This is a genomic window from Vibrio sp. 970, from assembly GCF_033339075.1.
Genome location: NZ_JAWOTW010000587.1, coordinates 1 through 583, shown reverse-complemented (window position 1 = coordinate 583; position 583 = coordinate 1). Strand labels below are relative to the sequence as shown.

At 45.5% G+C, this 583-nt stretch carries 1 protein-coding gene; it reads left to right on the top strand.

Annotated features, from left to right (window positions below; genetic code table 11):
* Positions 1-160: 160 nt before the first annotated feature.
* Positions 161-583: FGGY family carbohydrate kinase (locus R7Q11_RS28040; protein WP_263857222.1), on the top strand; the 423-nt coding region annotated here is incomplete at its 3' end.

The following is a 583-nucleotide window of genomic DNA, read 5'->3' as shown; positions in this document are numbered from 1 at the left end:
TTAATTTTTGAGCAATATAGAAAGGTGTTAAAACGGACACAAAAAACACCCAGTGACGTTTTTGTCCATAAACTTAGCAACCCTATTTATGGGATAACCCACCTGCTCTAGCTATAACAACAAGTAGATTTAGTTTGCTGACCAAAAAGTTGGAGTTGTCATGGACACAATAAATACACATCAGCAGCATGTAATTGGTTTGGACTTCGGATCGGACTCCGTACGTGCGCTTATTGTTAATGCCGAAACAGGCCAGGAAGTTTCCTCGTCTGTGGTGTACTACTCACGATGGATGAAGGGGCTATATTGCCAACCCGCGCAATCGCAATTCAGACATCACCCGCAAGATTATTTGGATGCAATGACCAGCGCAATCCAAGAGGTACTGGCTACAGTGCCACGGACTCTGGCCGATTCTGTTGTCGGCATAGGCGTCGACACAACAGGCTCAACACCGGCTCCAATAGATGAAAACGGCACTGTTTTGGCGCTGCTTCCTGAGTTTGAGCACAACCCAAATGCAATGTTCGTCCTCTGGAAAGATCACACATCCGTAGCCAAAGCAGATCGAATTAATAAACTC